Below are 24,874 nucleotides of genomic sequence, written 5' to 3'. Positions count from 1 at the left end.
ATGACGGAAACCGCAGAGCAAGAGGACAACTGGCGCAACACCATACTCGCCGGCCTTGCCAACTATATCGACGCCGGCTCGATCGTCGCCGGCTCCGCCGCGCTCGCGCTGTGGCAGGAGAGCTATCACCTCTCCAACGACTTCGTCGGCCTGATCGCCGCCTTCGGCCCCAACGCCATCGGCGCGGGCGTGGGCGCGCTGATCGGGGGCTGGCTCTGCGACAAGCTGGGCCGCAAGAAGATCTACCAGTGGGACATGCTGATCTACGCGCTCGGCATGTCGATGCTGGTCTTCGCGGTGGCGCCCTGGATGATCGTCGTCGGCTTCCTGATCGTCGGCCTCGCCGTGGGCGCGGACATTCCCGCCAGCTGGTCGCTGATCGCCGAGCAGGCGCCGGACAACAAGCGCGGCAAGCATTCCGGCGTGGCGCAGGCGCTGTGGTATCTCGGCCCGGTCGTGGTCCTGCTGATGAGCCTGGCGCTAACCTCGCTCGGCGTGCTGGGCGCGCGGATCGTCTTCGCCCATCTCGTGGTGATCGCGCTGGGCCTCACCCTGCTGCGCTCGAAGATGAAGGAATCGGAGCGCTGGGTGGAGGCGCAGAAATCGGACGTGAAGCGCCCGCCCTTCTCCTCGCTGTTCAAGGGCAAGTATCTCACTTCGATCCTCGGCCTCGTGGGCATGTACGGGTTCTGGAACCTCTGGGCCGGCACCAACGGCTTCTTCTTCCCCTACATCCTGCGCACCATGGGCGCGGCCACCCAGGCGCAGAGCGTCGCCATCCAGGCGGTCTCGTTCTTCGTCGCCATGATCTCGGTCACGTTCGTGTTCATGCGCCTGTCGGACAAGGTGAACCAGCGCACGCTGTTCATCATCTCGGCCGTGATCCAGATCGCGGGCATGATGCTCCTGGCCATCCTGCCGCTGACGATCCCGGTGGCCCTGCTCTATGTGTTCCTGCTCCAGTTCGGCGGCGGTTTCGGCGCGCAGAGCTTCTTCCAGCTCTGGAGCTCGGAGATGTTCCCGACGATGCTGCGCTCCACCGCGCAGGGCGTCTGCTTCGCCATCGTGCGTATCTCCCTGGGCGTGTTCAGCTTCTTCGTGCCCATGCTCAATGCCACGGGCTTTACGAACCTGGCCTGGATTCTTACCGGCTTCCTTGTCATCAGCGGGATCATCGGCGCACTCTGGGCGCCTCGCAACGAAGGCAAGTCGCTGGAACAGCTCGAAGCGGAACAGGCCAATCCCGGCCTGGCTCCCCAGAAGGAAGCACAAGTCGCATGCACGCCGAGGAACGCGAACGCCTGATACTGGAGGCCGTCGCCGACACGGGCTTCGTGAGCTATCGCGCTCTCGAAGCCCAGCTCGACGCCTCGCCCGCAACGATCCGGCGCGACCTGACGCGGCTGGAGGAATCCGGCCGCATCCAGCGCGTCCATGGCGGCGCCAAGCTGCCGGAAGACGACAAGCCGGAGAACCCCCTGGGTCTGGCGGGCACGCCTTTCGAGCAGTCCATCACCCAGCACCTGCCCGCCAAGCAGGCCATCGGCCGCGCCGCGGCCAGGCTCTGCCGGCCGAGCGAGGGGATCATGATCGACGGGGGCACCACCACGCTCCAGATGTGCCCCTATCTCGACGGGCTGGACATGCAGGTGCTCACCAACTCGCTGCACATCGTCCACGCCCTGCTTCCCCAGACGGGCACGCGCGTGCTGCTGCCCTCGGGCACGGTGTTTCGCGAGCAGAACATCGTCCTGGCCCCGGCGGGCGAAGACTCGATGCCGCGCTTCCACGCGCCCAAGCTGTTCATGGGCGCGGCGGCGGTAGGCCCGCAGGGGGTGATGCAACAGGACGTGATCCTGGTCGCCGCCGAGCGCCGGTTCATGGACCGTGCGGAGGAAGTCGTGCTCCTCGTCGACAGCTCGAAGTTCCGCTCCTCGTCGGGCGCGATCGTCTGCGGGTTGGACGAAGTGGATACCATCGTCACCGATGAAGGGATCCCGCAGGACATGGCGGATCGACTGCGGGATCTCGGGGTGAAGGTGATTATAGCCTGAAGGCAGGAAGAAGGCCTGGGGGATGATCCCCCAGGCCCTCGGAATTTGGCGGGCTTGGTGCGCGGCTTACCGTTGCGGGCGGCGCCGCGTTCGATGGTCTCCTGACGAAAATGGCACGCCAGCCCGATAAGGCAGCATGCCATGTTCCTCGTCATTGCGAGGAGGCGAAGCCGACGCGGCAATCCAGAGCCGCGCCGAGCCGCCCTGGATTGCTTCGCTGCGCTCCCGATTACGAAGTGCAGGCGTTCAAAGTGAATTCCGCTTCGCAATCCCGCCCAGCACCGCAGCGCTCGGCTTGGGCGTGCGGGCGAACGTGGTGCGATCCACGCTGCACAGGCCGAAGCGCGGCTTGTAGCCGAAGATCCACTCGTAATTGTCCAGCAGCGACCAGTGCATGTAGCCAAGCACCGGCACGCCGTCGTCCATCGCCTGCTTCAGCCCCTCGAGCGCCGCTGGAATGAAGCGCGCGCGCAGCGTATCGTCCTCGGTGCCGACGCCGTGTTCGGAAACCAGCACCGGAACCTTGGTCGCGGCGTGGACATAGCGCACCGCGCCCGCCAGCGACGGCGCCCAGACTTCGGTGCCGGACCAGTTGCGATCGGCGCTATCCGGCGCGGGCAGGCGGCCCTTGTCGTTCCAGACCGCGCGTTCGTAGTTCTGCACGCCGATGAAGTCGTCGCCCTTGGCGATCTCCAGCCAGTCGCCGTAAAGCTCGGCGCGGACCTTGTCGCGCATCGAGTTCTTGCCGGAAGCCTGGTCGTCCAGCACCGAGAGCGTGAAGCCCACCGGCAGATCGCCGCGCACGGCCTTGATCGCGGCGCGGGCGGCCTTGTGCCCGGCCATCTGGCCCCGGACGATGACATCCACGTCCTCGCGCCCGGCGACATTGGCGCAGAGGAAACGCTCGACGCCGAGCCGCTTGGTGGCGGCCTCCAGAGTCTGGCGCTGCATGTCCCATACCGGCGGGGGCAGGATGTTCTTGAGGATGAGCAGGATATTCGGCTCGTTCAGCGTCATGGCCATGGCGATGTCGGCACCGATCGCGCGAGCCACCTTGTCGCAGTAGCGGCCGAAGAGCTGGGCGGATTCCGGGTTGCTCCAGCCGCCCTGCGCGCTGAACCAGCGCGGCGCGGTGAAGTGGTTGAAAGTCACCAGCGGGGCCAGGCCGCGGGCGTGGCAGCCTTCGACGATCCGCTTGTAGTGATCGAGCATGGCCTGCGAGAACAGGCCCTTCTCCGGTTCGATCCGCGCCCATTCCACGCCGAAGCGGTAGGAGGTGAGGCCCAGCGACTTCACGATATCCAGATCGGTCGCCCAAAGTTCCAGGCTGTTCACGGCGTCGCCCGAAGGCTCTGCGAAGATGGTCGGCTTCTGGTTTTCGACGAACCAGAGGTCGGACGCGACATTGTTGCCTTCGATCTGGTGCGGCGCGGTGGCCGCGCCCCAGAGGAAGCCCTTGGGGAAGGCCGGGTCTGGACGCTTCGCGGCGGCGCGTGCCATGACCGGCGCGGCGGCGGCAAGTGCTCCAGCGGCGAGCAGGCTTCGGCGGTCGAGATTCGCAATCTTGGTCATCGGATGCCCCTCAGGAATGGTCGGCGAAGAAGGAAAGCAGTTCGTCGGACAGCCGGCGGTCGGACGTACCGAGATGCATGGCCATCGAATAGTGGTTGTGCCCGGAGGCGTAGTGCGCGCGCGGCAGATGGCCGTGGCGGCCGAGGCGGGCTTGCAGGAGGCTGGCCCATTCGGCCTGGAAGCGCGGCGGGTCGAACTCGGCGCAGGCGACCATGAGCGGCAGGCTGGTCGCCATCACCGCGCCCATCGGCATGCGCAAGTCGTAGCAATCCTGCGGGCCGTAATAGAGCATGTCGCGCTCATCCAGCGGTGTGAACCCATAGAGCCCCGAAAGCAGCGCGGCCCCGCGCACCAGCTTGCCGTGATCCTCGCGCGCTTTCAGAAAGGCCGAGACATGGACCGCGCCCGCCGAAGTGCCGAGCAGGAAGATCCGGTCCGGATCGCCGCCATGCCCGGCCACGTTCGCGCGCAGCCACTCGACCGCGAGGCTCACGTCCTCCGCGCCCGAAGGCCACATGTGCGCAGGCGCGAGGCGGTAGTTCATCACCGCGCCGATCAGCCCGTTCGCGGCCGCCCAGCGCCCGACATGGGCATTGGTCCAACCGCTTTCGCCGGCGCCCGCTTGTCCACCTTTGTCGCCAACGAGGAAGCCCCCGCCATGAACGAACAGCACGACCGGACGGGGATCGCCTCCCTGGCCATAGAGGTCGAGGCGGTTGCGGGGATCGGGACCATAGGCGCAGTCGAGCGCGACCGGCGCGATCTCGGCGGCGAGGGGCGCCTGCTCCGGCTCGTAAAGCGCACGGACGGCTGCAACGACATCCGGCCCCAGCCGCGTGTCCAGCTGCGCAATCGTGCCCTTCATGTCGTTCGCTCCCTGAACACGCCTTCGAACAGGCCGGTCAACGCCAATCGGGTACAGACGGCACCCAGCCCCGCGCCGTAGAGGATCTTGAAGGCCAGCGCCGGGTAGCTTGGTACATGTGCCAGAGGCCCCAGCCGCGCCAGGGCGAAAAGCAGCGCGCCGCTGGACAGGCCGAGTAAGACGCCCTTTGCGGTAGCGGCCACGATCCTGCCACCGGAGGGGTCGCGTCCCTGCCGGAGAAAATCGCTCTTGCGCAGGCGGCCGCGCATTGCGAGCGCAGGCACGAGCGACGCCATGAGCGAGACCATCGCCCCCTGCGGCAGGAAATCGAGCGCGAAGCTGTCGGGCGCGGCCATGGTAAGCGCGCGGTCACCGATACCGAAGACCAGCGCGAAGAAGGCCGCGCTCAGCACCGCATTGATCGCCGCGCTGAGGAGCTGCTCGCGTCGCAGCAGGCGATCGGGATTGAAATGCCTCTGCATATTGCCCTTTCTCGTTCGCAGAAATGGTGCCGGGCGCAGCCGCTGCCGCGCCCGGCGTTCCCGATCAGAACTTGGCGTCGAGGCTGATGCCGATGTTCCGGTAGGACTGAGGCCCGTAGATCGCGCCGATATTTTCGGCACCGTTATAGGGGAAGTCGCTCTGCATCAGCGAAGGTTCGTGGACGTTGAACAGGTTCCGTGCGAAGACCGCGACGGTGTAGCGATCATCCGCGGTCTTTACGCCGATCCGCCCACCGACGAGCCAGTGCGGCCGGAAGGTCGTATCCGCGACCGAATTGGCCTCGTAGCGAATGCGCGACTTCCAAACGGTGTCGACAGCCAGGAACCCGCCGAAGTTCTCGCCCAACGGCATGTCGTACTGGCCCGAGAGCGTGAACTTGTAGCGCGGCGCATAGGCCAACTGGCTGCCGCCGATATCGGTGCCGTCGGTGCCGAGGAAGTTCTTCGGATAAGTAGCCTTCGAATAGATGAAGCCGGTGTTGAGCGAGAGGCCGTCGAACACTTTGCCGAAGAAGTTCAGTTCGGCGCCGCGGGTCTTCACGCCGTTGATATTGGTCTGGTCGCACGAGATGATGGCATTGGCATCGACCGTGCAGCTCTGCGCCTGGAAGTTGTCGATCTTCATGTAGAACACGCTGAGATCGGCAACCCAGCCACCGAACAGCGTCGACTTGACGCCGGCCTCGTAGGACGTGGGGATTTCCGGCAGGACCACGTAAGGGCTGGCTGCAGTGGGAACCGCGATCTGGCCGCCCTTGAACCCGCGCGAAACCGTGGCGTAGGCCATCGTCGAGCCGGTAATGTCGTATTGCGCGCCCAGGCGCCATGACCACTTGGCCACGTCCAGCACAGTGCGATCGGAGACCGCTCCGGCGGTGTCGAAAGAATCGAGCGACAGGCGGTCGGTCGTGTAGCGTACGCCGCCGATAAGGCGGAACTGGTCGCTGACATGGCCGGTCACCTGGCCGAAGAAGGCCAGCGATTCGTCGCGGATGGTCAATTGCGGCGTCGTGGTGGTTACGATGGGAATGACAACGTTCGGCGCCGGAATGAGGGTAACGCGAACGGTCTCCGGATCGCGCGTTTGTTTCTGGTTCGAATAGAAGGCGCCGGCGGTATATTCGATTGGCTGTCCTGCCGCGGAACTTACGCGGAATTCCTGTGTGAACAGGCTGAGGTCGCGATTGACGGGATCGTTATGGACCTGAAGCTCCAGCGGATCGCCGCGGAATACGTTGGAGGCGGCGCCGTAACCGCTCTCGCTCGATTTGCGCAAGGCAGTGATCGAGGTCAGCGTGAACGGATCCGCTTCGTAATCGACCTGGACCGAACCGCCGTAGTTCTTGCTCTTTCCGACATAGCTTTCATCGGTGCAGTAGTTGCGATTGCCCTCACCCGGCGTCACGCCGCAGCTCGCCAGTCGGTCGGTGATACCAACCGGATCGAAGCCCGCGCCGCCGAGGAACGTGCCGGGACCGCCGGTCTTGACGAAAGTAAAGAAATCGCCGCCGTTCTCGTAGCGCGTCTGGGAATAATCGCCGATCAGGTTGACTGTGACGCGATCGCTGGGCTCCCAGAGCAGTCGCCCGCGCACACCGTAGCGATCGGTATCGTTAAGCTCACCCGTGGTGGCATTGCGATTCACGCCCTGCCGCAAGTTGGCGACGCCCGAGACGCGCAGCGCCGCATTCGCGGCGAGTGGAATGTTGACCAGCCCCTGCACGACCTGGTTGCCATACTTGGAACCGGCAGTACCGGCATCCGACAGTTCGGTGCGGATGCGAGCGGAGAAGGCGCCGAATTCCGGGCGGTTCGTGGTGATGTTGATAACGCCGGCAGAAGTCGTCAAACCGAACAGCGTACCCTGCGGCCCCTTGAGCACTTCGACGCGGGCGATGTCGAACAGGTCCGAGATGTTCGCGTTACCCTGGCTGACCTGGTCGACCACCACGCCCACCGAGGCGACTGCTCCAGGCGAGAAAGTCTGCGTGCCGATGCCGCGGACCGAGCCGCCGCCGCCGGTGTTCTGTCCGGGGGCCTGCTGGATTTCGAGGCTTGGGGCGATCCGGGCCAGGTCATTGACGGTGTTGACCTGCTGGCGCTCAAGCTGCGCGGCATTGGCGACGGTGATCGAGATAGGAACCTCGGTCACCTTCTCCGCGCGGCGCTGGGCGGTGACGATGATGTCGGTGCCGGAAACCTGCGGGGCCTCGGCTGCCTGAGGCGCGGCGGCCTGAGGGGCCTCCTGGGCCTGGGCGGAAACGCTGACGGCGCCCAGGGCGATGCCGGAAAGCAGGCTGAACTTGCTGATGGTGTTCATATTGGTCTCTCCCCAAACTGATTGTTTATAGCCGGTTTTTATGGCCAATTTTATGGATGCGACCCGTCAGGTCTCGTCGATGACGGGGTTGGAAAGGGTGCCGATCACGCCCACGGACACTTCGACCGTGTCGCCGGCCTTGAGGTAGAGCGGGGGCTTGCGCTTGTCGCCGACGCCGCCCGGGGTGCCGGTGGCGATCACATCGCCGGGCTTGAGGTCGGTGAAAGTCGAGCAATAGGCGATGACCGTGGGGATATCCCAGATCATGTCGGACACCGGCTGGTCCTGCACCAGTTCGCCGTTCACGCGGGTCTGCACGCGCTGCGAGGCGAGGTCTTCCACGTCCGAAGCGGCCACCATCGAAGGGCCGAAGCCGCCGGTGCCGGGCCAGGTCTTGCCCGGCGTGAACTGGATGTTGTGGCGCTGCCAGTCGCGGATCGAGCCATCGTTGAACGGCGCAAAACCGGCAACGTGCTCCCATGCGTTCTCGGGCGCGATGCGGCGGCCGCCCTTGCCGATGATGACGGCGAGTTCGCCCTCGTAGTCGAAGCGTTCGCTTTCGGGCGGGCGGACCATAGGCTCGCCATCGGCGATCAGGCTGTCGGCCCAGCGGGTGAAGATCGCCGGGTGTTCCTTCTGCTCGCGGCCGGTTTCGGCAACGTGGCTGGCGTAGTTGAGGCCGACGCAGAGGATCTTTTCCGGGTTCGGCACGACCGGCAGCAGGCTCACGGCATCCGCGGCGAACGCGCCCGTCGCGGGCAGCGCGGCAAGGTCGCCTGCCAGCACGTCCTTCAGCCATGCGTCCGCGCCGGATGCGCCGAGATCGATCACCTTGTCCCCTTCGAGGCGGCCGAAGCTCTTGCTGCCATCGGGACGTTCGAAGCTGATGTAACGGTTCATGCGTAGTCTCCCCTGCCCCCGCGTCTCGCGCGGTGGCGGTCAAATAGTCAGAGCGGTGCGGCTTCCCAGTCGCGGCGGAAGCGGAAGCGTTCCTCGGCGCGGCGAAGGCCATCGAAATCCTTGTCGGAGATGCCCCACTGGTCGATGCGACCCGCAGGCCAAGTCCAGTCGTCCGGCGCGCCGACCTTGTAGTCCTCCGGCACTTTCTCCACGGCGGTCGAGAATTCGATCACCGGGCCGAACGGGGCGATGAAGTAGGCGTAGACATTGGCGCCAGGCCCGTGGCGGCCGGGGCCCCAGGCGGGCACCAGCGCATGATCGCGCAAGCGGCCGATACCGCGCATCACCGCGTCCATGTCCTCCATCTCGAAGGCGACATGGTTGAGCGAGGCGAAGCCGGCGCGGGCAAAGGCGGTGGAGTGGTGGCTGTCGTTGCAGCGCACGAAGACCATGCCCTTGGTGCGGTCCGACACGCGGAAGCCCAGCACATCCTCTACCGCATCGCCGCAGGCTTCGGCATCGGCGGCGTTGAAAACGACGTGAGTGAGCTTCACCGGCAGATCGCGCCCGGCGATCGGTTCGACTTCGGTAGCATCGACGAGGAAGCGCAGGATCGTGCCTTCGGGCAGTTCGACCAGCACGCCTTGCCCGCCGCCGAGATCTTCGCTGGTGGTCGGGCTGGCAGTCCATCCGGCGGCAGCGACGCGGGCTTTCAGGGCTTCCAGTTCCTCGGCGGTGCAGACGAACGTGGTGGAGCGGACGAATTCGTCCTCCGACTTCTCGAACGCGACGAGGTAGGGAAACGGGCCGGAGCCGCGCAGGTACTGCGTATCGCCTTTGGGTTCAGCGGCGGCCATGCCCCAGATTTCGGTCATGAACGCGGCGGCGGCGGCCGGATCGGGTAGCGCCAGTTCGATGCTGCGCAGTTTCATGCTTCTGTCTCCTGAGAGAGCCCCGCCGCGCGGATGCCGGCGCGGGCGCAGTCGGCATCACACTCGCCGGTGTCACCGCTGACGCCGACGGCGCCGATCAAAGTGCCGGCGGCATCGCGGATCACCACCCCACCCGGGGAGAACGCGATGCGGCCGCCGACGGCAGCGGTGACGCTTTGAAAGAACACCGGATTCCCCTTGGCCCGCTCGGCCAGGACGGCGGTGTCCGCATCCATGCCCACGGCGCCTTCGGCCTTGGCCTTGGCGATATCGAAGCGGTAGAGGCTCGCCCCGTCCTCGCGCGCGAAGGCGACCGGGTGGGCGCCTGCGTCGAGCACGATCACCGCGAGCTGCTTGGCACCCCGGGCGCGCGCTTCGGCAAGCGTGGCGGTAACGATGGTCTGGGCCTGAGCCAGCGTGAGAGTCATGCGGCAAGCTCCTGATGGCTGAAAAGCTGCGCCGCGCGGGCGGCAAGCAGGTCTTCGGCGCTGTGGCTGGCGGTTCCGAAGACGTAGTGGTCGGGGCGGATCAGCACGGCATCGACGCCGTGGTCATCCAGCCATGCGGTCACCGCGCCATTGTCCGGCAAGGTGCTGGCGGCGATGCGGGTTACGCCCTCTACGCTGCCCGGCACCGCATCGTCGCGGACGAACAGGCGCCAGTCGCCGCCGGTAAGGTCGTCGAGCTTGCGGCCATCGGCGAGCACCGGCTGCACGAAGCGCGCACCCGCGCCGGTCGTGCCGGGCAGCACCACGCCCTCGGCAATCGCCGGGATCAGGTCATGCGCGGTCTCGCCGGACTTCTGCCGCGCTTCCTCGCGGATGCGGGCATCGCGCGCAGAGGCCTCGGCGGGATCGAGTTCGCAGATGTAGCGCCCGGCGGCAACGGCAGCACCGATCACCGCGCGGACATGCGGGTCGCGCTCGGGCTGGTAGCTATCGAGCACCGCAGCGTCGGCGCCGTGGTTGGCCACTGCGTCCATCTTCCACGCCAGATTGGCGACATCGCGCAGGCCATGGCACATGCCCTGCCCGAAGAACGGCGGCGTCTGGTGCGCGGCGTCACCGGCGAGGAACACGTTCCCGACCTGCCACTGGTGCGCGACGAGGCCGTGGAAACGATAAGTCGCGGCGCGCACGATCCTGTGCGGCACATCGGCCATCCACGCACCGACGAGTTCGGCCACCTTATCCGGTGCCGACATCGCGACATCGTCTTCACCGGGAAGCAGCATGAACTCCCACCGACGGTGGTCGCGGCGGCCGGGAACCACGGTGGCGGGGCGCGAGGGATCGCACATCATCACCGAGAGGCGCTGGAGGTCCGCCCCCTCGGGCACGCCGGAGAGCGGCGGGAACGCGACCGGCCCTTCGACCTCGGCGTCGACGACGAGCCAGGGCTCCTCGAAATCGAGATCGTCCAGTCCGACGCCCAGCGCCTTGCGGACCGAACTGCGGGCGCCGTCGCAGGCAATCACCCAGCGGGCCGAGGCCCTGCGCGTTTCACCGTCTTCGCTATAGTCGACGGTGACGCCGCGCTCGTCCTGCGTCAGGCCGAGGAACGTAGCGCCGAGCACGAGTTCGACGTTGTCCCTGCCTGCAAAGCCTTCGCGCAAGTGCGCTTCGAGTTCGGGCTGGTAGAAGAAGTAGTCGTTGGCCCAGCCAAACGGGCGCGGCTTGCCCACGGTGCCCATGTAGCGGATCACCCCGTGGTCGGCGCCGACATGCAGGTGGCCGTCGGTGGCGATCATGTCGCCTTCCACCCGATCGATCACCCCGGCCGACTGGAACAGCCGCATCATCTCATGATCGAGATGGACCGCGCGCGGCAGCGGATAGTGTTCCAGTTCCCGTTCGAGAACCAGCACGTTGAGCCCTTTCAGGCCGAGAAGGTTCGCAGCCAGCGCGCCCACAGGGCCGCAGCCTACGACAACCACGTCGTACGACATCTTGTAAGCCCTTAATAAACCTGGTCTTCAGCTCGGTTCGATCTCGGCAGGCGCCTTATGGAGCACGCCGCCCTTCATGATCATCTTCAGCCGGTCCTTGTCCTGCAGGATCGCGACGTCCGCCGTGGGATCGCCGTCGACCAGCAGCAGGTCGGCCAGCCAGCCTTCCTTCACCAGCCCGACCTCAAGCCCCATCAGCTCGCCGCCATACTGGGTGGCGGAGCGCAGCGCCTCGGCAGCCGTGAAGCCGTAATGCTGGACGAAGTGCTCCAGATCGCGGGCGTTGCGGCCATGCGGATTGAACGGGAAGCCATAGTCGCCGCCGGTCAGGATGCGCACGCCGCGTGCCTTGAGTTCGGGCACCAGCTTGCCTTCCAGGCCCATGCGGACGTTGGCGCTGGCCTTCATGTGCGTCATGTCGACATGCGGCGGCGGATTGGCCTCGATCGCGGCGATGGAGACGCCGGGACCGGGTGCGTAGAAGAACTTGTCCTTGTCGGCCGCCATGCGATCGACGGTGGCGTCATCCGCGAAGGAGCAGTGGTAGAGCACGCGCGCGCCGGCATCGAGCGCGAGGCCGATGGCCTCGGGGGAATAAGTATGCGCGGCGATCCACAGGCCGGCATCGCGCGCGGCCTCTCCGGCGGCTTCCAGTTCCTCGCGGGTGTAGAGCACGTCCATCGCCGAGTTCGGCTTGAGCGCGTCCTCTCCGGAAACCACCAGCTTGATCGATTGGACGCCCTCGTCCTTGCAGTAGGCCACGAAATTGCGCATCGCCTCGGGCCCGCGCCCGTTGAACACGTCGCCGGTGTCGATGCCTTCATCGCCTTCCGGGCTGCGTTCGAGGGTGGAGGGCACCATGCGCGGCCCGGGCGTCTCGCCGGCGGCAATGGCCTGCGCCAGTTCCGGTTCGATCATGTCGCCCAGCGCGCCGGCCGAGTAGATCGAGGTGAAGCCGTGGTCCAGCAGCACCCGCGCATTGCGCCAGGCAGCGACTTTCAGCTCGTCGGCCGGGAGGATGAACTGGTGATAGATCTTCTCGACCGACGACCCCCAGGTGAGGTGCGTGTGGGAGTCGACCAGGCCGGGCATCAGCGTCATGCCGTGGCCATCGATCACGGTGTCGGCCGCTTCCCCCGCCAGCGCGTCTGCGCCAAGGGCCACGCGCTGGATGCGCTCGCCCTCGATCAGCACCGCACCGGCCTGCGGCGCGGAGCCGGTGCCGTCGAAAATGGAAACCTGGCGGATCAGGGTCCGCATCGCTCTCTCTCCCGCGCTTTGTCGTTCGGCCGGTTGCCGGCTTGAGAGAGGTTTTGCCCCCTATTGGCCCTCAAGTAAAATAATGAGTTTTCTATTTGCCATAGGCGCAAACTATGGAACGACGGGCAAGGCCTCCAGCATGGCTTCCGCCAAAGAAGAGAGCCTCCGCCGAGCGAGGCGCAGCACGCCGACGCTGCGTTCGAACACGGCTTCCTTGATGGCGATGGCCCGGATCGATCCGTCGGATGCGCCGTCGAGCGCCACCGTGCGCGGAAGCACCGTGACGCGGTCCGTCTCGCGCACGATGGCGCGGGTGGTGAGCAGCGAATCGCAGCGGATCGTGGTGCGCGGCACCGAGACGCCCGCGGCGATGAACAGCGCGTCGACCTGCCGGCGAAAGGCGCCGCGCGCCTCGGGCAGGACCCAGGGATAATGCTCGACATCGCGCAGGGACACGCTGTCGCCCAGGTCCGCATGGCGCGGACCGACGATGAGCGCGAAGGGATCGCGGGCAGAGGTCACTTCCTCGACATCGGAAGGCACGTTCTGGATGCGGGTGGTGACGAAGGCCAGTTCGATCTCACCCTTGCGCAACATGTCCAGCAATTGCTCGTCGGGCCGCTCCACCGCGCTCAGCGCAAAGTCGCCCACGGCCTGCTCGACGCGCAAGATCGCGCCGGGCAGCAGCGTGAGCAGTGCACCGGGCGTGCCGCCGATCCGCAGCGGCCCCGCTATGCGATGGCGCGCATGCTCGACATCGCTCACCGCGTCGGACAGCAGCCGCGCCATGGCCTCTGCCGGGCGGCGCAGCACTTCCCCCTCCCGGGTGAGCACGATGCCGCCACGCCGCCGCTCGAACAGGACGACGCCGAGCCGCCGCTCCAGCAGGGCGATGGTGTTGGAGACGGAGGGCTGCGAAAGGTTCAGCATCCGCGCGGCGGCACTGATCGAGCCGGTCTCGCAGACGATGCGAAAGGTCATCAGGGCGCGGGGATCGATGGCCGGCATGCGCGCCAGCGGCAGGGAGGAAGCGGGTTCGTCCGTCATTCAGTGTTCCTCTCGTCGGCCCTGCTGGACCCTGCGGCGGCTTCGACTTCGCCGCTCTCCTGGCCGCCCTCCCGCCGAACGGATTGCTGCTGCTGTCGAGAAACGGAACCTGAAAGGGCCGGGACGGCGAGCCCGGTTCCGCGACGCGATCAACGCGCCCTAGATCTGCCGCTTCTCCAGCTTGCGCGCGAGCGTGCGGCGATGGAGGCCGAGGCGGCGGGCGGCCTCGGAGATGTTGAATTCGCATTCGACGAGGGTGCGGTGGATATATTCCCACTCCAGCGTCTTGATCGAACTGCGCCGGCCGTCGACCGGCACACTCGCATCGCCCTCGCCGCTGGTGAAGGCGGCCTCGATGTCGTCGGTGTTAGAAGGCTTGGCCAGATAGTGCGAGGCGCCGAGCTTGATCGCCTCCACCGCGGTCGCGATCGAAGCATAGCCTGTCAGCACGACGATGCGGGTTCCCGGCGAGCGGGCGTGGAGAGACTGCACCACGGCCAGCCCCGAGGATGCCCCGAGCTTGAGATCGACCACGGCATAATCGAAGACTTCGTCCACGCTCAGCGTCTCGGCCTCGTCCGGGCTGCCCGCCGAACTGACGCGGTAGCCGCGCCGCTCGAAGGACCGGCGCAAGGTGCGCGCGAAAGTGGGATCGTCCTCGACGATCAGCAAGCTGGCACCGCCGGGCTCGTTCGCAACTGTTTCCGTCATCATGCCCCGGCTGTATCCTCGCCCTTCCTGGGCTCGTAGGCCAGTGTAGCAAGGGGAATCGCAAGTTGCACCCTTGCCCCGCCATCGGCGAGATTGTCGACCGCAACCTTGCCGCCGAGCTTGCGGATCACGTTGACGACCAGGAACAGCCCCAGCCCCCCGCCGTCGCGCCCCTTGGTCGAGGCATAAGGCTGGCCGACCCGCGGCAGCATGTCGGGCGCGAAGCCGGGTCCACGATCGCTGACGGTCAGGACCAGCCCGCCATGGTCCACCCGCGCCTCGATCACGACGAGGCCGGGCGAGACTTCCACGGCATTGTCGATCACGTTGCCGATCACCTGCCGCAGGCCGGGATCGGACACGATCGAGCGGTCTTCCTCGATGCGGTCGATGAAGCGCAGTTCGCCGGGCATGCGGGCGCGCCATTCCTCCACGATCTCGCCCAGGAAGCCGCGCAGGGTCGTGACGGCCGGGTCGATGCCGCGGATCTCGCCGGCCGACATCAGGATGCCGCTGACGATGTTCTTGCAGCGCGCCAATTCGCGGCGCACGTCGGCGAGGTCGGCCGCCATGTCGGGATCGTCGGCAATGCCCGGCTGGCGCGCCCAGTCGCCCAGGATCACCGAGATCGACGACAGCGGCGTGCCCAGTTCATGCGCCGCGCCCGATGCGAGCAGGCCCATGCGGATAATATGGTCTTCCTCCACCGCCTGCTGGCGCAGCGCGGCGATCTTGGCGTCGCTCTCGCGCCGTGTGAAGTCCAGTCGCGCCACGAAGACGATCAGCAGCACCGCCGCCAGCACGAAGCAGAACAGGCTGCCGTAGATGTAGAGTTCGAAGGGATGCTGGGCGTAGCGCTCGGGCAATTGCAGCGGCACGTAGAAATAGGTCAGCAGCAGCATGCAGAGGCAGGCATTGATCGCGACCAGCGAACTCCAGCGCAAGTCGAGGATCACCGCGGCGATCACGATCTGGAGCAGGAACAGGAAAGTGAAGGGATTGGTCGCGCCGCCGCTGTGGTAAAGCTGCCAGCAGAGCGCGATCACGTCCACCATCAGCGCGGAGAACAGCTCGCCTTGCGTGAAGTCCCGCCGCCGCAGCACCACGCTGGCGGAGGCAAGGTTGACCACGATCAGCAGCAGCGGCGCCAGCAGCAGCGGCGCCAGCTCCAGCTTGACGCCCAGCCCTTGCGACACGATCACGATCGTCGCCAGCTGGCCGAAGACCGCCGTCCAGCGAAGCTGGGTGAGCAGCACGACATTGGCGCGGCTGGCCGATCCTCCGGGCAGTCCGTGCGGGGCGAACAGCTCTATCAGGCGGTCCATCGCCCGCGCCGCCAGACGAAGATCAGCGCCATGACCGACATGGCCGCCATGGCGAACCACGTCAGCGCATAGCTCAGGTGGCTGTCGGGGAAGTGGACCTGGGTGAGACCGGGTACCGGGCGCAGGCCCTCCACCGGGGCGGCCTGCTCGACTTGCGCGTCGATGAAGGCCGGTGCGACCGCGCCGATCCCGCGCACCCGCGCCAGCGCCTTCACATCGCGCGAATACCAGCGGTCGGCGGCGGGCTGGTTGGACTGGAGCACGCTGCCGCCCGGCTCGGTGGGGCGAAGCAGGCCGGTTACTTCGACGGGGCCCGGCGGGGTCGTGGCCGCAGCGGCCTCCCGCCGGGTACCGGCGGGCACGAAGCCGCGATTGATCCAGACCTGCCGACCCTCGGCGGTCCTGATCGGCGTCATGGTCCAGTAGCCGGTGCCGAGTTCGGTGGCCGCCCGCACGAGCGAGGTTGCCCCCGCCTCGTAGCTGCCGGAAATCCTCACCCGCAGGTAATCGAGATCGCGTCTGCCCTCGCCGGTCGCGCCGGCGTCGTTCAAGCGCGCATCGTCAGGAACTGCGACCGGAGGCGCATGGATGCGGGCCTCGACACGGGCGATCAGCGCGTGTTTCCAGTGCATGCGCTGCACCTGCCACACGCCGAGCGCCGCGAACATCGCGAAGGCCAGCAACAGAAACGCGGCGAGCCCCCAGGGCCGCCGCGCTTCCGCTTGATCCGTTACTGTCCGCATTGCTTCGGTCAGGTTGGTATCGTTCATTTCGCCTCGATCACGACGAGAGTCAGGGCAACTGGCCCATGTCGTGGGCGGTCATCGGCATCATGTTGTGGTTCAGGTGGTACATCACCCAAAGCGAGCCGGAAAGCGTGATCACGAGAATGACGATCGTGAAGATCAGCGCCATGACTGTCCAGCCGTTCTCGGCCTTCGTGTTCATGTGCAGGAAGTAGATCATGTGGACCACGATCTGCACCGCGGCGAAAGCCATGACGACCAGGGCCGTGGTCGACTTGTCGGCGATCGCGCCGGTCATCACCAGCCAGAACGGAATGGCGGTGAGGATGACCGAGAGGATGAAGCCGATCACGTAGTCGCGGAGCGAACCGTGGCTGCCGTGATCGTCGTCGAGATGGTGGTTGGGGTGAACGTGGTCGCTCATCACAGCATTCCCATGAGATAGACAAAGGTGAAGACGCCGATCCAGATCACGTCGAGGAAGTGCCAGAACAGCGAAAGGCACATCAGGCGGCGCTTGTTGGCCGGGATCAGGCCCTTCTTGCCGATCTGGACGACCAGCGTGAACAGCCAGACCAGGCCGAACGTGACGTGAAGGCCGTGCGTGCCCACCAGCGAGAAGAACGCGGTGAGGAAGCCCGAGCGCATCGGCGTCGCGCCCTCATGGATGAGGTTGGCGAATTCGTAGAGTTCGATCGCGAGGAACGAGGCGCCGAACACGGCGGTCACGAGCAGCCAGAGCTGCGTCGCGCCCTTCTTGTCCTTTTCCATGGCGAGCATGGCGAAGCCGTAGGTGATCGAGGAGAACAGCAGCATCGCCGTGTTCACCGCCACCAGCGGCAGTTCGAACAGGTCCTTCGGTCCCGGCCCTGCCGCGAAGCTGCCGCCGAGCACACCGTAAGCGGCGAACAGCATCGCGAAGATGAGGCAGTCGCTCATCAGGTACATCCAGAAGCCCAGCATGGTGCTGCCGCCTTCGGGATGGTCGTGCTCGTTCAGGTCGTAGAAGGCGGCCTGAAGTTGCGGCTGGGACAGTTCCGTCTTGATTGCAGTCGCAGTCATCGATCAGGCTCCTGCGGCTGCAAGCTGGCGCGTACGCGCGGCCTCGGTCGCTTCGACCGTCTCGACCGGGATGTGGTAATCGCGCTTGTAGTTGAAGGTATGGAAGATCGCGTAGCCGATCACGCCGAGGAACGACACGGCTGCGAGCCACCAGATGTACCAGATCATCGCGAAGCCGAGGACGGTCGACAGGCCGGCCAGGATCAGGCCCGTTCCGGTGCCCTTGGGCATGTGGATCGGACGGTAGCCGGTGGTCGGACGCTCCACGCCGCAGCGCTTCATGTCTTCCCAGGCGTCGATGTCGTGGACGATCGGCGTGAAGGCGAAGTTGTACTCCGGCGGCGGCGACGAGGTCGACCATTCCAGGGTACGGCCGTTCCACGGATCGCCCGTTTCGTCCTTCAGTTCCTCACGCTTCCAGATCGACACGGCGAACTGGACGAGCATGGCACCGATGCCGCCTGCAATCATCAGGGCGCCGAAGGCGGCGATGATGAAGAAGATCTGGATCGACGGATCGTCGAACACGCGCATGCGGCGGGTCACGCCCATCAGGCCGAGGATGTAGAGCGGCATGAAGGCGAACCAGAAGCCCGGGACCCAGAGCCAGAAGCTGACCTTGCCCCAGAATTCGTTCAGGCGGAAACCGAAGGCCTTGGGCCACCAGAAGTTGATCGCCGCGAAGATGCCGAACAGCACGCCGCCGATGATGACGTTGTGGAAGTGGGCGATCAGGAACAGCGAGTTGTGGAGCACGAAGTCGGCAGGCGGCACCGCGAGGAGCACGCCGGTCATGCCGCCGATGGTGAAGGTGAGCATGAAGGCCACCGTCCACATCATGGGCAGGTCGAACCGGATGCGGCCACGGTACATCGTGAACAGCCAGTTGAAGAGCTTCGCGCCGGTCGGGATCGAGATCACCATCGTGGTGATGCCGAAGAACGAGTTGACGCTCGCGCCCGAACCCATCGTGAAGAAGTGGTGCAGCCAGACGAGGTACGAGAGGATAGTGATGACCAGCGTCGCGTAGACCATCGACGAGTAGCCGAACAGGCGCTTGCCGCTGAAGGTGGCGGTGACTTCGGAGAAGACGCCGAACAGGGGCAGGATGAGGATGTAGACTTCCGGGTGACCCCAGATCCAGATCAGGTTCACGTACATCATCGGCGAGCCGCCGAAGTCGTTAGTGAAGAAGTTGAAGCCCAGGTAGCGGTCGACGGTGAGCATGGTCATCACGGCCGTCAGCACCGGGAAGGCGGCGACGATCAGGATGTTGGTGCAGAGCGCGGTCCAGGTGAAGATCGGCATGCGCATCATAGTCATGCCCGGCGCGCGCATCTTGACGATGGTGGCGATCAGGTTGACGCCCGAGAGCAAGGTGCCGACACCGGCGATCTGCAAGGCCCATATATAGTAGTCTACGCCGACCCACGGGCTGTAGGCCAGGTTGGACAGCGGCGGATAGGCCAGCCAGCCGGTCTGCGCGAACTCACCGATGAACAGCGAGGCCATGACCAGCACGGCGCCTGCCGTCGTCATCCAGAAGCTGAAGTTGTTCAGGAACGGGAAGCTGACGTCTCGCGCGCCGATCTGCAGCGGCACGATGTAGTTCATCAGGCCGGTGACGAAAGGCATCGCCACGAAGAAGATCATGATCACGCCGTGGGCGGTGAAGATCTGGTCGTAGTGATGGGCGTTGAGGTAGCCCTCGTTGCCGTTGAAGGCGATCGACTGCTGGATACGCATCATGACCGCGTCGGCGAAGCCGCGCAGGAACATGATGAGACCCAGAATCATGTACATGATGCCGATCTTCTTGTGGTCCACGCTGGTGAACCACTCCTTCCAGAGATAGCCCCAGAGCTTGAAGTAGGTCAGCGCCGCCACCAGCGCCGCGCCGCCAAGGGCGACGACGACGAACGTGGCGAGCACGATCGGTTCCTGTGGCATGGCGTCCCACCACAGGCGGCCCAATAGCGGGCTCCAGTGCGAATGGTCTACAACTTCCATTGTTCTATCAGTTCCGGGAAATCTGAGAGGAGTGCGCGGCTTCGTTGGCGGCCACAGGCTCGCCCTTCGGTGCGGAGAGCGCCTGCTCGTCCTTGCCGAAGAGCGGCAGCGACTGCGGGGCCGCCATGCCGGCACCGGTCAGCGAACGCAGGTTGGCGGGCGCCTTGACCGTCTTGTCGGGCGCGGAGCCCGGCATCTGGCGGCAGAGCGCGCGAACCCAGGCCAGCTCGCGCTGGATGGCCGCGTTCGGGTTGGCATTGGCCGTGGCTGCAGCTTCGCGGCCGTGCTTGTCGTAAGCGAGCATCTCGACGTTGCGGATGCCGGCCTTGCCGAGGCCGCCCCGCGCGTCGAGCGCCATCATTTCGCTCATGCACATCTTGCCGGGCTCGACGCACATGTCGACGATCGCGTCGTAGAGGTTGGGCGCGACGGTGGCGTAGCGCGTGGCCGGGACCTTCTCGCTCGGCTTTTCAAGCTCGAGATAGGCGGCGCGGTCAAGATTGCCGCCGGTCTCGCCGTTCGTGGCAGGCGTACCGGCCTTCACGTCGGCCGTCCACTTGGCGAAGTCCGCCTCGGTGACGGCATGCGTGGCGAAGCGCATGTTGGAGAAGCCGGCGCCAGAGTAGTTGGCCGAGAAGCCGACGGTTTCGATCGGCTTGTTGACCACGGCGTGCAGGCGCGTTTCCATGCCCGGCATCGCGTAGATCTGGCCGGCCATGGCGGGCACGTAGAAGGAGTTCATCACGCTCGAAGAGGTGATCTTGAACTGGAGCGGACGGCCGGTCGGCACGACCAGCTCGTTGACGGTGGCCACGCCCTGCTCGGGATAGATGAACAGCCACTTCCAGTCGAGCGCGACGACTTCGACTTCCAGCGGCTTGGCATTGGCGGCTACCGGGGTGGTGGCGTCGATGCGGCCGATGGTGCGGTAGGGATCGAGAAGGTGGGTGGTCACCCAGGTCAGCGCACCCAGGCAGATGATGATCAGCAGCGGGGCCGTCCAGATCAGCAGTTCGAGCTGGGTCGAGTGATCCCAGTCCGGCTGATAGACAGCCTCCTTGTTCGACGCGCGATAACGCCACGCGAACAGGACCGTCGCAGCCATGACCGGGACGATGATCAGCAGCATCAGCAGCGTGGAGATGACGACGAGGTCACCCTGCTGACGCGCGACATCGCCGGCCGGGTTCAGCACGACGGTGTTACAAGCGGAAAGCGCGCCAGTCAGGGACAAGGCGGCAAGGACTTTGGCGAGCGCGGTCAGCTGCCGCGGCTTCGGTCTGGACTCGGGTGGGCGCATGGGTGGAGCGCCTAGGCTCATGCCGCGAGTGCGAACATAGGACATTTTGTCCAATCCCCTTGACGGCCATCAATGACGATAGGGCCTCACCATGTAGCCGGGCGTTTCGCGCGCCCGCCTTGATTCGTCCGCATCCGGCAGGCTTTATCCAGGGCCGGCCGCGCGCGGACCCGAAACGAAGGCCGCAGAATCGAAATGACCAGCATCCCCCAGCCCCGCGAAGCCCTGGGCCTGCCGACGTTCAAGGAGCATCACCAGCCGTCGCCCGGTGAAATCGCCATCGGCGTGATCATCGGCCGAACGTCGGAGTTCTTTGACTTCTTCGTTTACGCCATCGCCTCGGTGCTGGTGTTCCCGAAGCTGTTCTTCCCCTTCGTCGACGCGCTGACCGGCACGCTCTATTCCTTCGCGGTCTTCGCGCTGGCCTTCGTGGCCCGCCCGTTCGGCTCGCTGATCTTCATGGCGGTCGACCGCGCCTATGGCCGCGGCACCAAGCTGACGATCGCACTGTTCATGCTCGGCGGCTCCACCGCGGCGATCGCGTTCCTGCCTTCGTATGAATCGGCCGGAAACACCGCGATCGTCCTGCTCTGCCTGTTCCGTCTGGGCCAGGGCTTCGCCCTTGGCGGCACCTGGGACGGCCTGGCCTCGCTGCTCGCGCTGAACGCGCCCGAGCACAAGCGCGGCTGGTATGCGATGATCCCGCAGCTCGGCGCGCCGTTCGGCCTGATCGTGGCCTCCACGCTCTTCGCCTTCATGATCGCCGCCCTCCCCGCCGCCGACTTCCTCGACTGGGGCTGGCGCTATCCCTTCTTCGTGGCTTTCGCGATCAACGTCGTCGCGCTCTTCGCGCGCCTTCGCATCGTCGTCACCGAAGAGTTCGAGAACCTGTTCGCCAGCCGCGACCTTCAGCCGGTCAGCGTCGGCGCCACCCTCCGCAACGAGTGGAAGACCATCGTTCTGGGCGCTTTCGCCCCGCTCGCCAGCTTCGCGCTGTTCCACATGGTCACCGTGTTCCCGCTCTCGTGGGTGTTCCTCTTCACGCCCGATTCGCCGATCAGCTTCCTGCTGATCGAAGCGCTCGCGGCCGCCTTCGGCGTCGTCGCGGTGATCGCTTCGGGGCGCATTGCCGACCGCTTCGGACGCCGTAACCTGCTGGGCAGCTGCGCCGTCGCCATCGCGGTGTTCTCGGGCTTCGCGCCGCAGCTCCTCGATGCCGGTCCGGCAGGCGAAATCGCCTTCATGATCATCGGCTTCATCCTGCTCGGCCTCGCTTTCGGGCAGTCCTCGGGCGTCGTCGCCTCGGCCTTCGCCAGCGAGCATCGCTACACCGGCTCGGCGCTCACGAGCGATCTGGCCTGGCTGTTCGGCGCCGGCTTCGCCCCGCTGGCGGCGTTGCTGCTGTCCAGCCACTGGGGCCTGATCGCTTCGGGCGGCTACCTGCTCTCCGGCGCGATCGCCACCCTGGCGGCGCTCTGGCTGAACAAGGAACTGGCCAGCCGTAACTGATCGGCTGCCCATGGCGGGCCGCTTTCGGCGGCCAGCCACCCTATCGATCGGCAAGGGGGCGCTTCGGCGCCCCCTTTTCGTTGCGGCGGACAATCTCCCAAGCCCGACCAGACCCCGGCACAAGAGCGAATCGGGCGATTTCAGCGGCTTCGCGAGAATTTGGGCGAGTGTTCAAATAACGCCATGCCGTAGTTTGTCAGAAATGAAGCCATTTCATTTGACAAAAAGGGCCTCGCGCAAGCACCCATTCTCCCAATCAAGAGCAAAGAAATCGGAGGGAGAGTCAATGCGTGCGTTCAAGCAGCTGATGCTGTGTTCGGCGGGCCTGTCGGGTATGTGCGGCCTGGGGTGGGTTGCCCCTGCCCTGGCCCAGGAAGCGCCCGATGCGGTGTCGGCCAACGAAGCCAACGTCATCATCGTCCAGGCCCGTCGCCGCGACGAAGACGTGCAGGACGTTCCCGCCGTGATCGACACCGTCACCGCCGACGAGATCGGCAAGCTCAACTTGCGTGACTTCAAGGAAGTTTCGACGCTGGCGCCGGGTCTCCAGCTCGACACCAATGCCAACGGCATCGGCGGCAACGCCAAGATGCGCGGCGTCAACTTCGACGTGAACGCCAGCGGCAACAACCCCACCGTCGAATTCTACATGAACGACGCGCCGATCACTGCCGGCATCGTGCTGCAGCAGATGTACGACATCGGCCAGATCGAAGTGCAGCGCGGCCCCCAGGGCACGCTGCGCGGCCGCGCCTCGCCCTCGGGTTCGATCACCGTCACCACCAAGAAGCCCGACCTCTATTCGCTGGGCGGTTTCGTGGACATGACGGCCAACGACATCGGCACGCAGAACATCAAGGCCGGCCTTAACATCCCCGTGATCGAGGGCATCGCCGCGATCCGCGCCGCCGGCGTCTGGGATGAGAACGAGCTGGACCGCGTCCGCTCGATCTACACCAACCGCGATCCCTGGTCGCGCACCAAGAGCGGCCGTATTTCCGGCCTCGTCACGCCCACCGACTGGCTCCGCTTCGAAGGCATGTACCAGCGCCTCGACCGCGACCAGCGCAGCTACGACCAGATCGCCTCCTTCTCGGAGGTCAATCCGGACGCCACACCCAGCCCGGTCTACATCTCGTCGAAGGACCGCCTCTCGAACTACGAGAGCCCGCGCCTCGTCAACCAGGCCTTCGATGTCTACAACTGGCGCGCGGAAGCCAGCGGCTGGGGCCAGCGCCTGATCTATCAGGGCCAGTACTATACCCAGAAGATCCACTCGACGGAGAACTTCGACAAGGGCAACGCCTTTGCCGGCAATGTCGACCAGATCACCGATACCCGCTCCACCTCGGAATCGCATGAAGTCCGGCTGCAGAACGAAGCGCGCCTGTTCGGCATGGTCGACTATGTGGCCGGCTTCTTCGACAGCCACAACAAGCCGCATACGGACCTGACCAACCCGACGATCGTGGCCCTGCCCGCGGCCTTCGGCGGCGGCATTGCGCAAGTCGTGCAGACGCCGATCACCAGCCAGGGCAAGACTCACGAACAGTCGATCTTCGGCAACCTCACCGTGCATATCGGCGATGCTACCGAAATCTCGGGGGGCGCGCGTCATATCGATTACAAGGACGAGAGCCAGCTGATCGTCAACGGCGCCACGATCTCCAACAATGCGCAGAAGGCGAAGAAGTGGATCTACAGCGGGTCGATCAAGCACAACTTCACGCCTGACCTGATGATCTACGCCGCCACCGGCAGCTCCTGGCGGCCCGGCATCAATGTCGTGGGCGATTTCAACATCACCCCTTCGCCGCTGGAAAACTCGTTCCTTCACCTGCCGGCCGAAACCTCGGAATCCTATGAAATCGGCCTGAAGTCCACGCTCATGGACGGCCGCCTGCGCTTCAACCTCACCGGCTACCACCAGAAGTTCAAGAACTACCCCTACCGCGTGCCGGGTTCGGGTGTGTTCTACGTCAACACCGTCGCCCTGCGCGATCCCACCACGGGTGCGGTCACCGGGCTGGCCCAGCAGGTCAACAACTTCAACTTCGTCGGCGCCGTGCCGGTTGAGGTCAACGGTGTCGAAGGCGACGTCTCGTTCGACATTACGCAGGGCTGGACCTTGAACGCCTCGGCCAGCTACTCGCTGGGCAAGATCAAGGGCGGCAGCGTGCCGTGCAACGATCTGGACGGCGATGGCGTGCCCGATGCGACCACCAGCGCGCCCTCGCTGGCGGACCTCCAGGCCGCTGTCGGCGCCAACAACATCGCCGCCTGCAACGTCTCGCAGCGGGCCTCGTTCATGGCGCCCTTCTCGGCCACCGTGCAGAGCGAATATTCGTTCCCGGCCTTCGGCGGCAACGATGCCTACCTTCGCGGCCTCCTGACTTACACCGGCAAGTCGCAGGGCGATCCCGGCAACGCCTGGGACGACGTGAGCGACTATGCCCTGGTGAACCTCTTCGCGGGCCTGCGCTCGGGCGACGGGGCATGGGAAATCGGTCTCTACGCCAAGAACGTCTTCGACACGACGAAGACGCTCACCCGCACCAACCCGCTGTTCACGGCCTATCAGCAGCTTGGCTTCGCGGGCCAGTTCAACCCCGCCACCGGCCGCCCGGTCTTCACCGGCCCGACGGGCGCCACGGCCACGAGCACGTATACCGGCGTGACCACCACGGCCCCGCGCGAATTCGGCATCAACGTGCGCTACGCGTTCGGCTCGCGCTGACCGTAACGGCCGATACGAAAAGGGGGCGGCAAGGCATCACCTTGCCGCCCCCTTTCGTTTGGGCCGCGAAGCC

At 65.7% G+C, this 24,874-nt stretch carries 21 protein-coding genes; 4 read left to right on the top strand and 17 right to left on the bottom strand.

Annotated elements, in window-relative coordinates; all coding sequences use genetic code 11:
* Nucleotides 1-1,305, top strand: a complete 1,305-nt coding sequence (locus EDF58_RS00245; protein ID WP_132261680.1) for an MFS transporter — start codon at nucleotides 1-3, stop codon at nucleotides 1,303-1,305.
* Entirely contained in the window at nucleotides 1,278-2,054 is a 777-nt protein-coding gene (locus EDF58_RS00240; protein ID WP_132261678.1) for a DeoR/GlpR family DNA-binding transcription regulator, read from the top strand. The genes EDF58_RS00245 and EDF58_RS00240 overlap by 28 nt, the downstream gene beginning before the upstream one ends.
* 246 nt (nucleotides 2,055-2,300) lie before the next feature.
* Here EDF58_RS00240 and EDF58_RS00235 read toward each other — a convergent pair whose 3' ends face one another.
* The 17 genes from EDF58_RS00235 to cyoA form a co-directional block, all read right to left on the bottom strand.
* A complete protein-coding gene (locus EDF58_RS00235; protein ID WP_132261677.1) occupies nucleotides 2,301-3,626 on the bottom strand; it encodes a family 1 glycosylhydrolase in 1,326 nt (441 codons plus the stop codon).
* A gap of 10 nt (nucleotides 3,627-3,636) precedes the next feature.
* Complete coding sequence (locus tag EDF58_RS00230; RefSeq protein ID WP_132261675.1) at nucleotides 3,637-4,491, bottom strand: alpha/beta hydrolase; 855 nt, start codon at nucleotides 4,489-4,491, stop codon at nucleotides 3,637-3,639.
* A complete protein-coding gene (locus EDF58_RS00225; RefSeq protein ID WP_132261673.1) occupies nucleotides 4,488-4,973 on the bottom strand; it encodes a hypothetical protein in 486 nt (161 codons plus the stop codon). Before EDF58_RS00225 ends, EDF58_RS00230 begins: the two co-directional genes overlap by 4 nt.
* 64 nt (nucleotides 4,974-5,037) lie before the next feature.
* Nucleotides 5,038-7,314, bottom strand: coding sequence for a TonB-dependent receptor (locus tag EDF58_RS00220; RefSeq protein ID WP_132261671.1), 2,277 nt, complete (start codon nucleotides 7,312-7,314; stop codon nucleotides 5,038-5,040).
* A gap of 66 nt (nucleotides 7,315-7,380) precedes the next feature.
* Nucleotides 7,381-8,214, bottom strand: coding sequence for a fumarylacetoacetate hydrolase family protein (locus EDF58_RS00215; RefSeq protein ID WP_132261669.1), 834 nt, complete (start codon nucleotides 8,212-8,214; stop codon nucleotides 7,381-7,383).
* Between the two features lie 47 nt (nucleotides 8,215-8,261).
* Complete coding sequence (locus EDF58_RS00210) at nucleotides 8,262-9,146, bottom strand: VOC family protein (RefSeq protein WP_132261668.1); 885 nt, start codon at nucleotides 9,144-9,146, stop codon at nucleotides 8,262-8,264.
* A complete protein-coding gene (locus EDF58_RS00205) occupies nucleotides 9,143-9,574 on the bottom strand; it encodes a heme-binding protein (protein ID WP_132261666.1) in 432 nt (143 codons plus the stop codon). Before EDF58_RS00205 ends, EDF58_RS00210 begins: the two co-directional genes overlap by 4 nt.
* Nucleotides 9,571-11,094 (bottom strand): bifunctional 3-(3-hydroxy-phenyl)propionate/3-hydroxycinnamic acid hydroxylase, encoded by a 1,524-nt coding sequence (locus EDF58_RS00200; RefSeq protein WP_132261664.1) that lies wholly within the window; start codon nucleotides 11,092-11,094, stop codon nucleotides 9,571-9,573. Before EDF58_RS00200 ends, EDF58_RS00205 begins: the two co-directional genes overlap by 4 nt.
* Before the next feature lie 27 nt (nucleotides 11,095-11,121).
* Nucleotides 11,122-12,354 carry an amidohydrolase family protein gene (locus EDF58_RS00195; protein ID WP_132261662.1) on the bottom strand — a complete coding sequence of 411 codons (1,233 nt, stop codon included), beginning with the start codon at nucleotides 12,352-12,354 and terminating at the stop codon, nucleotides 11,122-11,124.
* A 111-nt stretch (nucleotides 12,355-12,465) separates the two neighbouring features.
* Nucleotides 12,466-13,401, bottom strand: a complete 936-nt coding sequence (locus EDF58_RS00190) for a LysR family transcriptional regulator (RefSeq protein ID WP_243654000.1) — start codon at nucleotides 13,399-13,401, stop codon at nucleotides 12,466-12,468.
* Between the two features lie 159 nt (nucleotides 13,402-13,560).
* Entirely contained in the window at nucleotides 13,561-14,112 is a 552-nt protein-coding gene (locus EDF58_RS00185) for a response regulator transcription factor (protein WP_132263983.1), read from the bottom strand.
* Nucleotides 14,112-15,437, bottom strand: a complete 1,326-nt coding sequence (locus EDF58_RS00180; RefSeq protein ID WP_132261660.1) for an ATP-binding protein — start codon at nucleotides 15,435-15,437, stop codon at nucleotides 14,112-14,114. The genes EDF58_RS00185 and EDF58_RS00180 overlap by 1 nt, the downstream gene beginning before the upstream one ends.
* Nucleotides 15,425-16,207 carry an SURF1 family protein gene (locus EDF58_RS00175; protein ID WP_243653999.1) on the bottom strand — a complete coding sequence of 261 codons (783 nt, stop codon included), beginning with the start codon at nucleotides 16,205-16,207 and terminating at the stop codon, nucleotides 15,425-15,427. The genes EDF58_RS00180 and EDF58_RS00175 overlap by 13 nt, the downstream gene beginning before the upstream one ends.
* A gap of 22 nt (nucleotides 16,208-16,229) precedes the next feature.
* Nucleotides 16,230-16,607 carry a cytochrome o ubiquinol oxidase subunit IV gene (gene cyoD / locus EDF58_RS00170; protein ID WP_207912780.1) on the bottom strand — a complete coding sequence of 126 codons (378 nt, stop codon included), beginning with the start codon at nucleotides 16,605-16,607 and terminating at the stop codon, nucleotides 16,230-16,232.
* Nucleotides 16,607-17,245, bottom strand: coding sequence for a cytochrome o ubiquinol oxidase subunit III (gene cyoC / locus EDF58_RS00165; protein WP_132261656.1), 639 nt, complete (start codon nucleotides 17,243-17,245; stop codon nucleotides 16,607-16,609). Before cyoC ends, cyoD begins: the two co-directional genes overlap by 1 nt.
* Before the next feature lie 3 nt (nucleotides 17,246-17,248).
* Entirely contained in the window at nucleotides 17,249-19,255 is a 2,007-nt protein-coding gene (gene cyoB, locus EDF58_RS00160) for a cytochrome o ubiquinol oxidase subunit I (RefSeq protein WP_132261655.1), read from the bottom strand.
* A gap of 7 nt (nucleotides 19,256-19,262) precedes the next feature.
* On the bottom strand, nucleotides 19,263-20,555 hold the full coding sequence (gene cyoA, locus EDF58_RS00155) for a ubiquinol oxidase subunit II (protein ID WP_132261653.1): 1,293 nt from the start codon (nucleotides 20,553-20,555) through the stop codon (nucleotides 19,263-19,265).
* Nucleotides 20,556-20,750: 195 nt separating this feature from the next.
* Here cyoA and EDF58_RS00150 point away from each other — a divergent pair, with 195 nt between their 5' ends.
* Both EDF58_RS00150 and EDF58_RS00145 read left to right on the top strand, forming a co-directional pair.
* Nucleotides 20,751-22,064: an MFS transporter gene (locus EDF58_RS00150; RefSeq protein WP_132261652.1), complete on the top strand. Its 1,314-nt coding sequence runs from the start codon at nucleotides 20,751-20,753 to the stop codon at nucleotides 22,062-22,064.
* Nucleotides 22,065-22,350: 286 nt separating this feature from the next.
* Entirely contained in the window at nucleotides 22,351-24,801 is a 2,451-nt protein-coding gene (locus EDF58_RS00145; protein WP_132261650.1) for a TonB-dependent receptor plug domain-containing protein, read from the top strand.
* Nucleotides 24,802-24,874 lie beyond the last annotated feature (73 nt).

This window comes from Novosphingobium sp. PhB57, from assembly GCF_004342985.1.
Taxonomy (GTDB): Bacteria; Pseudomonadota; Alphaproteobacteria; order Sphingomonadales; family Sphingomonadaceae; genus Novosphingobium.
This window is presented reverse-complemented; position numbering and strand designations above follow the sequence as displayed.

What these genes read in the sequence shown, in the direction of transcription:
- EDF58_RS00240 (WP_132261678.1), top strand. Translation starts at nt 1,278, where the DNA reads ATGCACGCCGAGGAACGCGAACGCCTGATACTGGAGGCCGTCGCCGAC.
- EDF58_RS00195 (WP_132261662.1), bottom strand. Translation starts at nt 12,354, where the DNA reads ATGCGGACCCTGATCCGCCAGGTTTCCATTTTCGACGGCACCGGCTCC.
- EDF58_RS00145 (WP_132261650.1), top strand. Translation starts at nt 22,351, where the DNA reads ATGCGTGCGTTCAAGCAGCTGATGCTGTGTTCGGCGGGCCTGTCGGGT.
- EDF58_RS00230 (WP_132261675.1), bottom strand. Translation starts at nt 4,491, where the DNA reads ATGAAGGGCACGATTGCGCAGCTGGACACGCGGCTGGGGCCGGATGTC.
- EDF58_RS00180 (WP_132261660.1), bottom strand. Translation starts at nt 15,437, where the DNA reads ATGGACCGCCTGATAGAGCTGTTCGCCCCGCACGGACTGCCCGGAGGA.
- EDF58_RS00235 (WP_132261677.1), bottom strand. Translation starts at nt 3,626, where the DNA reads ATGACCAAGATTGCGAATCTCGACCGCCGAAGCCTGCTCGCCGCTGGA.
- EDF58_RS00220 (WP_132261671.1), bottom strand. Translation starts at nt 7,314, where the DNA reads ATGAACACCATCAGCAAGTTCAGCCTGCTTTCCGGCATCGCCCTGGGC.
- EDF58_RS00150 (WP_132261652.1), top strand. Translation starts at nt 20,751, where the DNA reads ATGACCAGCATCCCCCAGCCCCGCGAAGCCCTGGGCCTGCCGACGTTC.
- EDF58_RS00175 (WP_243653999.1), bottom strand. Translation starts at nt 16,207, where the DNA reads ATGAACGATACCAACCTGACCGAAGCAATGCGGACAGTAACGGATCAA.
- EDF58_RS00200 (WP_132261664.1), bottom strand. Translation starts at nt 11,094, where the DNA reads ATGTCGTACGACGTGGTTGTCGTAGGCTGCGGCCCTGTGGGCGCGCTG.
- cyoC (WP_132261656.1), bottom strand. Translation starts at nt 17,245, where the DNA reads ATGACTGCGACTGCAATCAAGACGGAACTGTCCCAGCCGCAACTTCAG.
- EDF58_RS00215 (WP_132261669.1), bottom strand. Translation starts at nt 8,214, where the DNA reads ATGAACCGTTACATCAGCTTCGAACGTCCCGATGGCAGCAAGAGCTTC.
- cyoA (WP_132261653.1), bottom strand. Translation starts at nt 20,555, where the DNA reads ATGCGCCCACCCGAGTCCAGACCGAAGCCGCGGCAGCTGACCGCGCTC.
- EDF58_RS00245 (WP_132261680.1), top strand. Translation starts at nt 1, where the DNA reads ATGACGGAAACCGCAGAGCAAGAGGACAACTGGCGCAACACCATACTC.
- EDF58_RS00210 (WP_132261668.1), bottom strand. Translation starts at nt 9,146, where the DNA reads ATGAAACTGCGCAGCATCGAACTGGCGCTACCCGATCCGGCCGCCGCC.
- EDF58_RS00190 (WP_243654000.1), bottom strand. Translation starts at nt 13,401, where the DNA reads ATGACGGACGAACCCGCTTCCTCCCTGCCGCTGGCGCGCATGCCGGCC.
- cyoB (WP_132261655.1), bottom strand. Translation starts at nt 19,255, where the DNA reads ATGGAAGTTGTAGACCATTCGCACTGGAGCCCGCTATTGGGCCGCCTG.
- EDF58_RS00225 (WP_132261673.1), bottom strand. Translation starts at nt 4,973, where the DNA reads ATGCAGAGGCATTTCAATCCCGATCGCCTGCTGCGACGCGAGCAGCTC.
- EDF58_RS00185 (WP_132263983.1), bottom strand. Translation starts at nt 14,112, where the DNA reads ATGACGGAAACAGTTGCGAACGAGCCCGGCGGTGCCAGCTTGCTGATC.
- cyoD (WP_207912780.1), bottom strand. Translation starts at nt 16,607, where the DNA reads ATGAGCGACCACGTTCACCCCAACCACCATCTCGACGACGATCACGGC.
- EDF58_RS00205 (WP_132261666.1), bottom strand. Translation starts at nt 9,574, where the DNA reads ATGACTCTCACGCTGGCTCAGGCCCAGACCATCGTTACCGCCACGCTT.